At 50.5% G+C, this 12,637-nt stretch carries 10 protein-coding genes; 5 read left to right on the forward strand and 5 right to left on the reverse strand.

Annotated elements, in window-relative coordinates; all coding sequences use genetic code 11:
- Positions 1-130: 130 nt before the first annotated feature.
- Entirely contained in the window at positions 131-895 is a 765-nt protein-coding gene (locus P2W70_RS26165) for a lysophospholipid acyltransferase family protein (RefSeq protein WP_276484510.1), read from the reverse strand.
- Between the two features lie 126 nt (positions 896-1,021).
- On the opposite strand from P2W70_RS26165, the gene P2W70_RS26170 reads away from it, so the two are divergent.
- The 3 genes from P2W70_RS26170 to P2W70_RS26180 all read left to right on the forward strand — a co-directional run bounded on the left by P2W70_RS26170 (position 1,022) and on the right by P2W70_RS26180 (position 5,205).
- Positions 1,022-1,738: an SIMPL domain-containing protein gene (locus tag P2W70_RS26170; RefSeq protein WP_276484511.1), complete on the forward strand. Its 717-nt coding sequence runs from the start codon at positions 1,022-1,024 to the stop codon at positions 1,736-1,738.
- Positions 1,739-1,938: 200 nt separating this feature from the next.
- Positions 1,939-4,569: a DNA mismatch repair protein MutS gene (gene mutS / locus P2W70_RS26175; RefSeq protein ID WP_276484512.1), complete on the forward strand. Its 2,631-nt coding sequence runs from the start codon at positions 1,939-1,941 to the stop codon at positions 4,567-4,569.
- 375 nt (positions 4,570-4,944) lie between these two features.
- Positions 4,945-5,205 carry a hypothetical protein gene (locus P2W70_RS26180; RefSeq protein WP_276484513.1) on the forward strand — a complete coding sequence of 87 codons (261 nt, stop codon included), beginning with the start codon at positions 4,945-4,947 and terminating at the stop codon, positions 5,203-5,205.
- Between the two features lie 27 nt (positions 5,206-5,232).
- Here the strand turns inward: P2W70_RS26180 and P2W70_RS26185 are convergent, their stop codons facing one another.
- From P2W70_RS26185 to P2W70_RS26200, 4 genes are all read right to left on the reverse strand, one after another.
- The gene (locus tag P2W70_RS26185) at positions 5,233-6,432 is read right to left on the reverse strand and encodes an acetyltransferase domain-containing protein (protein WP_276484514.1); all 1,200 of its coding nucleotides are present in this window, start codon (positions 6,430-6,432) and stop codon (positions 5,233-5,235) included.
- 108 nt (positions 6,433-6,540) lie between these two features.
- Complete coding sequence (locus tag P2W70_RS26190; RefSeq protein WP_276484515.1) at positions 6,541-8,046, reverse strand: gluconokinase; 1,506 nt, start codon at positions 8,044-8,046, stop codon at positions 6,541-6,543.
- Positions 8,036-9,349, reverse strand: coding sequence for an alpha-amylase family glycosyl hydrolase (locus P2W70_RS26195; protein ID WP_276484516.1), 1,314 nt, complete (start codon positions 9,347-9,349; stop codon positions 8,036-8,038). Before P2W70_RS26195 ends, P2W70_RS26190 begins: the two co-directional genes overlap by 11 nt.
- A 126-nt stretch (positions 9,350-9,475) precedes the next feature.
- Positions 9,476-10,612 carry a cysteine desulfurase family protein gene (locus tag P2W70_RS26200; RefSeq protein WP_276484517.1) on the reverse strand — a complete coding sequence of 379 codons (1,137 nt, stop codon included), beginning with the start codon at positions 10,610-10,612 and terminating at the stop codon, positions 9,476-9,478.
- A gap of 320 nt (positions 10,613-10,932) precedes the next feature.
- Between P2W70_RS26200 and P2W70_RS26205 the strand changes: the two genes are divergently transcribed.
- Both P2W70_RS26205 and P2W70_RS26210 read left to right on the forward strand, forming a co-directional pair.
- Positions 10,933-11,589, forward strand: coding sequence for a toxin-antitoxin system YwqK family antitoxin (locus P2W70_RS26205; protein ID WP_276484518.1), 657 nt, complete (start codon positions 10,933-10,935; stop codon positions 11,587-11,589).
- A 179-nt stretch (positions 11,590-11,768) separates the two neighbouring features.
- Positions 11,769-12,632, forward strand: a complete 864-nt coding sequence (locus P2W70_RS26210) for an SPFH domain-containing protein (RefSeq protein ID WP_276484519.1) — start codon at positions 11,769-11,771, stop codon at positions 12,630-12,632.
- The last annotated feature ends 5 nt before the right edge of the window (positions 12,633-12,637 follow it).

Here is a 12,637-nt window from a genome sequence, read left to right on the forward strand (position 1 = left end):
CAACAGTAGCAGGCAACTGGTCGATAGCTTGCAAGGTGAATGGCGAAACTGTTGAACATCTCGTAAGGACGAGTGAATTCTACCAGTGGTATCTTGCCGCAGCGTTGTTAAGCAATAATACCTTCCGCGATCATACGGCGGGTTTGCGATGCTGCGGCCCTTTCAGCATATAAGGTTTGCTTTGTTCGATGGCATCCATCAATTGATCGAGGATCACTTCTGTAGGGGCTTCGTAGTCGATATCGATGGGCGGTTTAAAACGCACGGTGAGTAAAGTTCCTTTCTTCTTAAAACGCAACCCTTTCTTATCAAAAGCTCTCCAGAAGCCGTTGATGACAACCGGTACTACGGTAGGCTTGCCCATTTTGATGATGAGGGCTGTGCCTTTGCGACCGGGGGCAAAGGGTTTGGTAGTACCCTGCGGAAAAGTAATGATCCAGTTGTTCTCCAATGCCCGTGCGATCTTGCGTGTATCGGACGGATCAAGCCCTTTGCGCGTTTCGGTGCCTTCCGGACGCCAGGTACGTTTTACGGTGATGGCACCCGCCATGGTAAACAACCGGCTGATCCAGGTAGCGCGCATCGTTTCCTCGGCCGCTACATAATACACATTCGTAAATGGATTGATCAGGTAATAAGGTATTCCCAACCTGTTTTGCTTGCGCCATTTCACGGCGCAGAATATGTGCAGAAAGGTGATCACATCTGCGAAATAGGTCTGGTGGTTGCTGACAAACAGTACATTCTTGCGCGGAAGATCTTTGATGTGTTCTGTACCGGTGATCTTGAGTTTATTGAAGAGTACCAGCCCGGGATAGGAAAACACGCCCACGAGGGCATAGATAAACTTGCGCACGATCTGTACATGTTTAAGTCTTTCGCGAATGGAACTCATGGACGGGTAATTGTGTTTTCGGTGTATCGAAATTAAGGAAATGTTAATAAACAACTATGTTTATTGATAACGGCTGCAACGTTATGTAATTGCTTTTGATCAGTCATCTATCTAAAAATCGATGTTATGAAAAGAATTATTACTGTGCTCGTAGTTATGTTGTTAGTTGGGAAAGGATTTGCACAAACCACTATTGCCAATCCGTATCCGAAGACCATTACCGTCAATGGCAGTGCCGAAATGGAAGTAATACCCGATGAGATCTATGTGCTGGTCGATCTGAAGGAGTATGAAAAGAAAGGCACCAAGATCACACTCGACAAGATCAAGAGCGATTTTCTGAGCTATTGCAAAAGCATAGGCTTACCCGATTCGGTGATCACGATTGCTTCTTACGATGGCAGCAACGGCAATCCCTGGGTGCGTAAGAAATCAAAGAAGACCGAACAAATGATGGCCTCCATCACTTACCAGGTAAAGTTCTCGAGCAGCAAGAAAATGGATGAACTGGTAGACAAGCTGGATGATGAAGCGACCCAGAATTTCCGTATCGACAGAACGTCGCACAGCAAGATCCTTGAGTTCCGCAAGCAGCTGAAGATCCAGGCTGTGAAAGCAGCCAAGGAAAAAGCGGGTTACCTCGCAGCTGCCATCGATGAGCAGGTAGGCGCTGCAGTCACCATCAATGAACCCGGCGACATGATCGTGCAACCCTATATGCTGTCGCAGATGAGATCGAACGCCGCTACAATGGAAGCTTTGGACAGTAACGGTGGTGCTACTGTCGACTTCAAAAAGATCAAATTGCGTTTTGAAGTGAGTGTGGTATTTGCGCTGAAATAATGCCCGGATGGCCTGATCAGGCTTTTCCCGCGCGGAATAAATGGCGACCTGAGATGGGTTGCCCCACAAGAGAGCACTTTGGCGCGTCCGCAGCCTAAAAGGGCCACAAAATCAGGCTAAGTGCCAAATAATTAACGACTTCTCCACATTGGAGGGGTCGTTTTTCATTGTGGGAACCAAAGCGTTTATATTTGCCCCCCATGGCAAAATCAGGTGAAGATACTCCGTTAATGCAGCAGCATAAGGCCATCAAGCAACGATATCCTGATGCGATCCTGTTGTTCCGCGTAGGCGATTTCTATGAAACCTTTGGCAGCGACGCCATCGTCGCCGCCCAGGTATTGGGCATTACGCTGACCAAGCGTAACAATGGCGCCGCCTCAGGCGCGTCCGAGCTGGCGGGTTTTCCACACCATGCCATGGACACCTACCTGCACAAGCTGGTGAAAGCCGGTTACCGGGTGGCAATCTGCGACCAACTGGAAGATCCCAAGCAAGCAAAAGGTATTGTGAAACGTGGGGTAACCGAAATGGTGACGCCGGGTGTAGCCACCAACGACAAACTGCTGGAGCACAACAGCAATAATTTCCTGGCCGGTATTCATTTTACCGACGACAAAGCCGGCATTGCTTTCCTTGACATTTCCACCGGTGAATTCTTCGTGGCCGAAGGCAACCAGGAATACATCGACAAGCTGCTGCAAACCATGCGGCCTGCGGAGGTCATCTTCCAACGGGCCTACCAAAAACATTTCAAGGAGAACTACGGCAGTAAGTTTTATACCTACACCATGGAAAGCTGGATCTTCGATCTGGCTTATACCACGGAAAGTCTGCTCAAGCATTTCGATACCAAATCACTGAAAGGGTTTGGGGTGGAAGACATGCCCCAGGCAGTTGTAGCTGCCGGCGCCGTGCTCCATTACCTGAAAGATACCGAGCACCCCAACCTGCAGCACATCACCTCGATACAACGTATCGACCGGGAAGATTATCTCTGGATGGATCGCTTTACGATCCGCAACCTCGAGTTGATCAGTACCGGCAGTGGCGAACCGGGCAACACCTTACACAAGGTGCTGGACAATACCGTATCGCCCATGGGTGCCCGTCTGCTGAAAAGATGGATACTGTTGCCGTTGAAAGATCCGGCAAAGATCACCGAGCGGCTCGATCTCGTGGAGTATTTCATCAAAGAAGTAGAACTGCGCAACAAGATCAGCCACCACATCAAGCAATGCGGCGATGTAGAGCGACTGGTGAGTAAGATACCGGTCAAGAAGATCAATCCACGGGAAGTACTGCAGATCGCCAAAGGCCTGCAGGAAGTGGATGCGATCAAAGAACTGACCAGCTCCGTCACCGACAAATACCTGGGTCAGCTCACCACCGCATTGGATACCTGCACCACCATCCGCCAGGCCATCGTGCAAACCATCTGCGAAAACCCACCGGCAGTAGCTGCCAAAGGGGGCGTTATTGCCGATGGCATTCATGAAGAGCTGGACCAGCTGCGCAAGATATCCAGTGGTGGTAAAGAATACCTGGTAGAACTACAGGTGAAGGAAGCAGAAGCTACCGGCATCTCTTCCCTTAAGATCGGATTCAACAACGTATTTGGTTACTACCTCGAAGTGACCAATGTACACAAGAATAAAGTGCCTGCCACCTGGATCAGGAAGCAGACGCTGGCCAATGCCGAGCGCTACATCACCCCCGAGCTGAAGGAATACGAAGAGAAGATCATGGGCGCCGAAGACAAGATCATGGCCATCGAAATGGAACTGTACGACCGGCTATTGGTACAGTTACAGGAGTTCATCGGCCCTATGCAGGCCAATGGACATATCCTCGCCATTCTCGACTGCCTGGTATGTTTTGCAGACAATGCCTTGCGCAACAATTACAAGAAGCCACACCTGCATGAGGGACACGAGCTGGAGTTTAAAGAAAGCCGTCACCCCGTTATCGAACGTAATCTGCCGCCAGGTGAACCCTATATCGCCAACGATATCTTCCTGGATCAGTCTACCCAACAGATCATCATCCTGACGGGCCCCAACATGAGTGGTAAGAGCGCCATCCTGCGACAGGCGGCGCTGATCACCCTGATGACCCATATGGGCAGTTTTGTGCCGGCAGACAGTGCCAAAGTGCCCCTGACCGACAAGATCTTTACCCGTGTTGGCGCTTCCGACAACCTGAGTGGTGGTGAATCGACCTTTATGGTGGAGATGAATGAAACGGCCAGCATCATCAACAACTTCACGACGCGTAGCCTCATCCTGCTGGATGAGATCGGTCGCGGTACCTCTACCTACGATGGTATCTCGATCGCCTGGAGTATCGCTGAATACCTGCACAATGCCGACTTTGCTCCCAAGACTTTGTTCGCTACCCACTACCACGAGCTGAATGAACTGGAAAATAAACTGGCACGTGTTCGCAACTTCCATGTCACCAATAAAGAAGTAGCAAACAAGATCATTTTCCTGCGTAAGCTGGCGCCCGGTGGCAGCACCCACAGCTTTGGTATTCACGTAGCCAAAATGGCCGGTATGCCACCTGCCCTATTGCAGCGTGCCAACGAGATCCTGCACCAACTGGAAGAAAAGCATGTAGAAGAGAATGGCGCAGGCACGCATCAAAGCAGCAACATTGGTGAAGCTGTCAAGAACATTTCTTCCCAAAAGTTTCAGCTGTCGATCTTCGATGCCCACAGCGAAACCTTCGACGATATCCGCAAGACGCTGGAAGGTATCGACATCAATCGTCTTACGCCGGTAGAAGCATTGCTAAAGCTGCAGGAGATCAAGAGTAAGATCCGCTAACCGTTTATAGCTATTCGAAAATATAACTAGCACGATCGTCACCTGCTTCACAGGTGACGATCGTGCTATTGGCCTACTCACGTTGCAGGTTGCCTGCTGATTGCATCATCTACGTTGTCACCTTGAATAGACCCCGGGATCTAGGCATTTAACAATTATCAAGAAAAACAGTCGACTAAGGGTACGATACAATAATGTCTAATATGTACCCGTTTTAATGATCCTATAACACACAAACACCTTGTTCTAAGTACCCCTTCGTACCCCATGTTTTTTTCCTAAACCAAATCCATTTGTGAAAGGCAGCCTGCTGATGTTTATCGGCATACCCATGGCTATTGCCCCTGCTTTTCGTGAATGCTAAAACATGAGATTTTGCCAATAAGGATCTATCCCACGATTATCGACAAAATGAACTGGCTGTTTGTACAAGCCAACAGGCGCCTTGACAACACCAGCATCCGCCTCCAAACATTGACGGGACGCCCCATGTATGAACAGAAAACGGGTATCCTCCAGCCAGGGCAGATGGTCAGCTTTCCGTTGGAGACAGACGGTCTGGCACCAGGCACCTATCTCTTGCAACTGTTGCAGGGCACTGATGTGATCTACAAAAAGAAGATCAATGTGGTATAAGCGCTATCTGCCTTATGACCCCGGGGTCTACAGGTAGCTGAGCCACCAACGCTGATGCTTGCTTTTGTAGTTGTTGTACCGCCTGCACAAGGGATACAGCAGCAGGATCACGCCAATCCAGATAATGTAGACAGCCCATAACGGAAATCCAAAACTGACCGGCCTGAACAGGAAGGGAGTTTGATTGGATACGATGTCCTTGACCCCAAATCCCGACAGGAAGAAAACGATGACCGTAATCGTGTGTATGAGAAAGAAATGCAGCACGTAGTAAAAGAAGGGTACCCGGCCAAATACCCGGGCAAACTCCGTGACCGGCGTTCTTATATCCTCCAGGCATCGCAGGGCGATCAGGGAGATCCCGATCGTGATACACATATACATCAGCGAGGGAGGATATTTGTTGACGTTGAAAAAAGCATAGGCATTCTTTAACAGGCTTCCCTGCTTTGTCCAGGGCACAGGATCACCATAAACGTTGACAAAGCGTAGCACCACAAACAAAGCGATAAGTGCCACACCCGTCAGCAGCAGTTCTCTTTTACGCTGCCTGGAAGGATAACCAGCGGTGAACCACTTGCCCGCACAATAGCCCATCAACATCAGGCCTGTCCAGGGCAGGAAGGGATATACGATCAATAAAAAATGATTGGGTGCCCAGGGATAGAAGGCATAACGGGATCCATGCACCAGGTCCCACCAGAACCCCAGGGGTTGTTTGGCCGCCAAACGGGCCGCCTCGGGTTGATCGAGTAGGTTGTGCCCCAGCACAATCGCCAGTCCCACCACAAATATTACCGCGTAGGGCAATCGCACCACAACACCCAAAATGACCATAGTGATGCCAATAGCCCAAATGACCTGAAAGATGACCAGGTTGTACAAAGGATTGAAGGTTAGTGCGAGCGTAACGAGCAGCACCTCGGCCAGGATCAGCCACAAACCGCGCTTGAGCAGAAACATACTCAGCTCAGCCTTGGTCTTACGACCGCCAAGGAGGTATGATGAGGTACCGGCCAGAAAAACAAAGGTAGGCGCACAAAGATGGGTGATCCAGCGGGTGAAATACAACATCGGCGTCGTAGTAGCCGGATCGAGCGGATCGGCCTGGAAGGCCCCAATGTGAAAGAAATCGCGCACATGGTCGAGGGCCATAATGATCATCACGATGCCCCGCAATACATCGATAGACTCTACCCTGCTACGGGTACCTGGGGTTTGGTTCATGGCTGTTGTATTAAAGGTTATAGATAGTCGATGCCATAGTAGCTGCAATGATCTGTCAAAGGCCAGTATCATAGCACCACCAAAACTGGTGACCGGGTACTATTGTTTTCAGGGAGCAGGAAGAAAAAGGTCTTTCAACCGATGGTACAGTTCGCGGTATTTTTCATAGTTACGCAGATAAGCGATCCGGCTTGTTTCCTGTGGATAATAGGTCGTAGCTGCTGCGGGTGACGCACCGGCAAAGGCAAGTGTGTCCATCAAACCCAGCGCCTGGTAACCCAATATGGCAGCTCCTGTTGCGGAAGCATCGGCCGTTGAGGAAACGGTTACCGGCTTGTCAAACAGGTCGGTCAGCCATTGCAACCAGGCCGTGCTTTTGGTGAAACCGCCACTGGCATAAACATGATCGATCGGGGCAATGGTCTCTTCAATGGATTGCGCGACCTCGTACAACGAAAAGTTGATCCCTTCCACCACCGCCCGCATCGCGTGTGCTTGCCCATGCGTTGCCTGCAAACCAAAGAAGACGCCTTTTGCAGCCGCATCCCATACGGGTGCCCGCTCTCCCTGCACATAAGGCAGAAAGATCAGCCCCTCCGCTCCTGCCGGCACCTGCGCTGCCCGTTGCAGGAACCAATCGAAGTCTTCGCTATGTGTAAAGCTGCGCTCCAAAAACTGCGCAGCATACCATTTGAGCAACACACCCCCATTGTTGACCGGGCCACCCGATACAAACCACTCTTCGGTAAGCACATAATTGAATATCCGTGCCTGTGGATCGTGCCGGGGTTGTTGCGAAAGCATCCGTACTGCACCGCTGGTGCCAATGGTCAGTGACAGGTCACCAGTACGCAAAGCACCACTGCCGATCTGTGCCAGGCAACCATCACTGCCGCCGGGTACCAAGGGCGTTTGGGCGTCGATACCCAATTGGCTTGCCATAGCAGGATCCATTCCCCGGATGATGGCTGTAGGACTAACAGGGGTTGATAGTCGCTCTACGCCGATGCCGGCATAGGCCAGCGCTTCGGGATACCAGGTCTTCGCATAAATATCAAAAAGACCGGTGGCAGAGGCCACCCCATAATCGATGAGGTATTGGTTGAAAAAACGAAAGAAAACAAGTTCCTTGATCCCGATGAATTTTTGGGCACGTTCAAATAAAGCAGGTTCCTGTTCCTGCATCCAACGCAGCTTGCATAAGGGTGACATGGGGTGAATGGGGGTGCCCGTATGCTGGTAGATATGTTGTCCTGCCGCCGTATCTCTTAACGCCGCAGCCTGCGCACTGCTGCGCAGATCGGCCCAGGTAATGAGGTTGGTCAATGGCTTGCCCGCCTTATCTACCGCCAGTAAACTGTGCATGGCACTGCTAAAGGAGATGCCCAGCAAGGACCCAGTAGTCATGGCATCCACTACCCCGCGTATACTCGTTACAACAGCATCAAATAAAGTTTCCGGATCCAACTCATGCGTTCCGGCTGCGGTTGGCAAGGGAGAATAGGTGATATTGGCTTGCGCCAGGGGATTACCAGCACCATCAAAAGCAATGGCCTTGGTATTGGTAGTACCGATGTCTACCCCGATCAGGTATGTGGCTTGCTTAGTACTCACAAACAATATATCCCCAGGGTTCTATATGGAAGGAATAATTGAGCGTAAAAGGTTCTTTGGTACCGAGGAAAAGATTCATTGGCTCTCCTACCAGGCTGGCATCTTTGATGGTAATGACCTGTTCTTTATTACTCAGGTTCAGGATCACCAGTACTTTATCTGTCCCTTTCTCCCGTACATAAGCATACAATGCTTTGTCATCTCCCACAGATACTTTGCGGAACCCGGCGTCGGTTGCCAGGGCAGCATTGCGATGGCGCAATTGCAGCAGGGTTTTGTACATGGGTGCGCGGGCATATTGGGCAAACCCCATATTGTCTTTCTCGAAAAAAGGAATGGCCCGTAATACGGGCTCTTCCTGACCACTGTAGATCAAGGGTAGCGAAGCTTTCATCGTTTGCGTAAGTACCGCGAAGGGTGCATGTTTGGGCCCTGGCAATGTACCGTAATCGGCCTTGTTCCAGCTGTTTTCATCGTGGTTGCTGGTAAAATACAAGCGAGCGGCATTGGCAGGGAAACTACTGTCCTTCCGCATCGATACAGAATCGAGCGAGAGGGCATTACGGGTACCCGCAGCCACGTCGTTCATACGGTGAAACATATCCCAGTCATACATAGCGTCGAAGCCTGCCCCGTACATTTCCGGCTTCTCGGCTTCGGCCAGCATAAATACTTTTTTGTCTTTGCGCAGTGAACGGATACAATCTTTCCAAAAATCGGTGGGCACCTCTCCTGCCACATCACAGCGGAAACCATCGATACCCATTTCATCGAGCCAGAATTTCATCGATGCGATCATGCTGTCACGCATTGCGTGGTTATCGTAGTTGAGGTCGCGGGTATCACTCCAGTCGAAAGCATATTTGGCTTTGCCGGTACTATCGCGGTTGTAAAAATCAGGATGAGCAGTGAGCCAGGGATGATCGGCACCCGTATGGTTGGCTACCCAATCTACAATGACCTTGAAGCCGTTGTCGTGTGCCTGCTGCACCAGTTGTTTGAAGTCGGCCAGGGTACCAAACTCGGGGTTGATGGCCTTGTAATCGGCCACGGCATAATAACTACCCAGTGTGCCTTTGCGATCGGTTTTGCTGATGGGCGTAACCGGCATGAACCAGAGAATGTCCACCCCCATCTGTTTTAGGCGGGGTAAGGAAGCAGCAAAAGCCTGGAAAGTACCTTCGGGTGTATACTGACGTATGTTGACTTCGTAGATGTTCGACTGCCGGATCCAATCCGGACCAGCGATTACAGCCGTATCTTCCTTATAATCTGCGGGCTTCTTATCTGCTTCCTTGGGCATGAGCTTGCAGGCAGTTGCCAGCAGAATGAGCAGACAGCAGCCTATCAAGCATCTCAGGGACACCTGTTTCATTCGATCTTATTTAAGGAAGGAAGTTAAGTGATTTTAGGCGATCACTTTACATACTTACATAATCTCTTTCAACTTGCTAATCACCTGGTCGATCTCTTCTTTGGTGTTGTGCTTGCTGAAGGAGAAGCGAACGGTGATCTGATTGGGATTGTTGTTGATAGCGCGGATCACGTGCGAGCCCTGGTCGGCACCACTGGTGCAGGCACTGCCGCCGCTGGCGCAGATATTGTTGATGTCGAGGTTGAAAAGCATCATCTCCGACTTTTCGGTTTTCGGGAATGAAACGCTGAGTACGGTATAGAGGCTTTTGCCAAGCGGATCGCCGTTGAAGCCAACACCCTGGATCTGCTTTTTCAGCTGCTCCATCATGTACACCTTCAGGCCTTTGATGTAGGCACTATCCTGTTCGTAGTTGGCAGTAGCCAGTTCGAGGGCTTTGGCAAAGCCAACGATCCCATACAGGTTTTCGGTACCGGCGCGCATATTGCGCTCCTGTGAACCGCCATGGATATGGGGCTTGATCTTTACGTTCTCGTTCACGTAGAGAATACCCACGCCCTTGGGGCCATGAAACTTATGCCCGGCACCATTGATGAAGTGTACGGGGGTATTGCGCAGGTCGAAGGGAAAGTGACCCACCGTTTGAACCGTATCTGAATGGAAGATGGCGCCATACTTCTTACAGATCTCTCCTACAGCATGTATGTTGAGGATCGTTCCGATCTCGTTGTTGGCGTGCATCAGGGTGACGAGCGTTTTGTCTTCCGTGCTGGCGATCAGTTGCTCGAGGTCTTCGAGATCGATGTGGCCATCGGGCAGCAGTTTTACATAGCTCAGCGCTACTTCACCACGGTGAAAAAGGTTCTCCACCGTATGCAGGGTAGCATGGTGTTCAATAGCCGAGGTGATGATATGCCGGCAGCCCAGGTCATGTACAGCGGCATTGATGGCCGTGTTGGAACTTTCGGTACCGCCGGAAGTAAAGAAGATCTCTGCAGGATGTGCATTGAGTATTTTAGCCACCGACTTGCGGGCCGTCTCGATCGCCAGGCGGGTCTCGCGTCCATAAGAATAAATGGAAGATGGGTTACCAAACTTTTCGGTCAGGTAGGGCATCATTACTTCCAGCACCTGGGGGTCGAGGGCGGTTGTCGCCGCATTGTCGAAATAGATACGTGTATTGTGGCTCATGGGCCGCAAATTTCCGAAATAAATGAATCGAAAGAGCCATCCCAGGTGGTTTGCAAATTCGTCATCATAAGGGCAGATTTCCTGATCGATGTTCAATGATTATACGGCGATCCTGAACATTATTCAAAAAAACGCCTGTTTAACCGAATAACAACAATCAGCCTTTTGTCCAGTAGTTCAATGGGTTATGAGCATTGGGCGCGTTCCTGCATGCCGTGGCAACCGACGCCAGCTTTATCGTTTTGTTTACAATGAATGGCAGAACTTTGGCGTTATTATTGTCGCACTTTACTGCATTCATATTTGTTAAAATATTCATCATGCGCTGGTTGGTTATCATTATGTTGTTGATATCGGGGGAGGCTTTCTCGCAACAATTCCCGTGGAAGGATTACAAACTCAACGCGCAGGGCGATACCCTGAACCGGATCGACATCATCAACCGGAAGCAGGGCCCCTGGGTGGTGCGCAACGAATCCGCACGGGGCGAACCTGGGTATGAAGAAGAAGGCTGGTATGTACACAACCGTAAAGACGGCGAATGGCGTCTTTTCAGTCTCCAGGGCGACCTGGTGGGCGTAGAATTCTACAAATGGGGCTTGAAAGACAGCGTGTGCAAGTACTACAGCAAACACGGAGAGATCCGGCTGGAACAGCGCTGGAAAGCCGTTAACCCCGATAAGTTGTACGATACCCTGCAGATCGAAGACCCCGACAAATTCGATACTTACCGCACGGTGATCGTGAAAAACGAGGGTGCTTCCCTCCGCCATGGCCTCTGGAAATATTATGACCCGGAAACCGGAGCCGTCGCAAAGACCGAGAATTACGTGTTGGGTGAACTACAAAAGGAAAAAAGGCAGGCGCCTGCCACGGCTAAAAAGGAAATTGAGAAGCCCAAGGAAGTGCAGGACTTCGAAAGAAAGAATGCCGGGAAAAAGAAGATCAAGGTCCGGGATGGCAGCACAGGCAATTAAACTACTGACTTTCAGATAACTATATTATAAAGCCGGCACTCGCCGGCTTTTTTGTTGCCTCCTCTTTCGCTTTTATCCGGCAGCCTCTACCCGTTACCGCTCATCCTATTGACCTTGGTTTATCGGAAGGCTGATGTATATTTGATATCATATTGATATCATAATAAACTCCACCGCTTATGCAAAAGATCATTAAACCCATGTCGGGCTTCCTGGCCTTGTTGTTGTCCGTACTCCTCTTTCTAGCCTCCATTTACTTTTTTGCGAACGTGAAAAACACCAGCAGTTTTGGGTTACTGGGCGTACTGGCCTTCATTGCCAGCCTGTACCTTTCGGGAGGTATCATCGTGATCAGCCCCAACCACTCCCGGGTGTTGACCTTCTTTGGTAAATATGTAGGTACCGTTAAGGAAAACGGGTTGTTGTTTGTAAACCCCTTGTATAAGAAGCAAAAGATATCGCTGCGGGCGGAAAACCTCGAAAGCAGCAAGCTGAAAGTAAACGACAAGATGGGCAACCCCATCGAGATCGCCGCTGTGATCGTGTGGCAGGTAGACGATACGTATAAAGCAGCTTTTGAAGTCGAAGACTACGACCACTATGTGAAGATCCAAAGCGAAGCGGCCATACGTCACCTCGCCACCACTTACGCCTACGATCATATGGAAGATGAGCATGCCGCCATTACCCTGCGCGATGGTGGCGACAAGGTAAATGAAATGCTCGAACAGGAGCTCAACAATCGGCTGGCTCCTGCGGGCATCCTCGTACGCGAAGCACGTATCAGTCACCTGGCCTATGCGGCAGAGATCGCCGGGGCGATGTTGCAGCGCCAGCAAGCCACTGCCATCGTAGCCGCCCGTACCAAGATCGTGGAAGGTGCAGTAGGCATGGTAGAGATGGCCCTGGAGCAATTATCGCGCAAGCAGATCGTAACGCTCGATGAAGAAAAGAAAGCAGCTATGGTAAGCAACCTAATGGTAGTGTTGTGTGGCGAAAAAGGAGCCCAACCCATCCTGAACACCGGTACACTGTATCAATAAAATGG

Origin of the sequence: Paraflavitalea pollutisoli (genome assembly GCF_029360705.1) — a bacterium.
Classification (GTDB): Bacteria; Bacteroidota; Bacteroidia; order Chitinophagales; family Chitinophagaceae; genus Paraflavitalea; species Paraflavitalea pollutisoli.

Coding starts and splice junctions, on each gene's coding strand:
- P2W70_RS26205 (WP_276484518.1), top strand. CDS start 10,933: ATGCGCTGGTTGGTTATCATTATGTTGTTGATATCGGGGGAGGCTTTC.
- P2W70_RS26210 (WP_276484519.1), top strand. CDS start 11,769: ATGCAAAAGATCATTAAACCCATGTCGGGCTTCCTGGCCTTGTTGTTG.
- P2W70_RS26170 (WP_276484511.1), top strand. CDS start 1,022: ATGAAAAGAATTATTACTGTGCTCGTAGTTATGTTGTTAGTTGGGAAA.
- P2W70_RS26165 (WP_276484510.1), bottom strand. CDS start 895: ATGAGTTCCATTCGCGAAAGACTTAAACATGTACAGATCGTGCGCAAG.
- P2W70_RS26185 (WP_276484514.1), bottom strand. CDS start 6,432: ATGAACCAAACCCCAGGTACCCGTAGCAGGGTAGAGTCTATCGATGTA.
- P2W70_RS26200 (WP_276484517.1), bottom strand. CDS start 10,612: ATGAGCCACAATACACGTATCTATTTCGACAATGCGGCGACAACCGCC.
- mutS (WP_276484512.1), top strand. CDS start 1,939: ATGGCAAAATCAGGTGAAGATACTCCGTTAATGCAGCAGCATAAGGCC.
- P2W70_RS26195 (WP_276484516.1), bottom strand. CDS start 9,349: ATGCCCAAGGAAGCAGATAAGAAGCCCGCAGATTATAAGGAAGATACG.